Source organism: Mesorhizobium sp. M7A.F.Ca.MR.362.00.0.0 (assembly GCF_004023175.1).
Classification (GTDB): Bacteria; Pseudomonadota; Alphaproteobacteria; order Rhizobiales; family Rhizobiaceae; genus Mesorhizobium.
In genome coordinates, this window is record NZ_RZTF01000927.1 from 1 (window position 1) to 413 (window position 413).

Annotated in this window: 1 protein-coding gene and 1 pseudogene; both read right to left on the bottom strand. The window is 66.1% G+C overall.

What is annotated here, in order from left to right:
* The coding region (locus tag EOC06_RS38550; RefSeq protein WP_164899067.1) for an ABC transporter permease at positions 1 to 214 on the bottom strand (214 nt) is incomplete at its 3' end.
* Positions 211 to 413, bottom strand: a pseudogene (locus tag EOC06_RS38555) (macrolide ABC transporter ATP-binding protein); the annotation flags it as partial. The gene EOC06_RS38550 and the pseudogene EOC06_RS38555, both read right to left, overlap by 4 nt.

A 413-nucleotide genomic window follows, 5' to 3' on the forward strand; every position in this document is an offset into this window, starting at 1 on the left:
CGCCGGGGCCGGCCGGGCGGCCGGAGCGGACGACCAGCAGATTGCTGCCGAGCTTGGAGATGTCGGCCTTGACCTTTGCTGTGGTGCCCGAGCCGATGGTCAGCATGGCGATGACGGCGGCAACGCCGATGACGATGCCGAGCAGCGTCAGGAACGAGCGCAGCACATTGCGGCGGATCGAGCGCAGCGAGAGGCGGACGGTTTCCCAGATCATGGCTGTGCGATCTCCAGCTTCCTGGAATCCGAAGCGACATGGCCGTCGAGGAAGCGGATGGTGCGTTCGGCATAGTCGGCGACGTCGGCCTCATGCGTGACCATGGCGATGGTCAGGCCAAGCTCGGTGTTGAGCCGGGTGAGAAGCTCCATGATCTCGTGCGTGCGGGCGGTGTCGAGATTGCCGGTCGGCTCGTCGG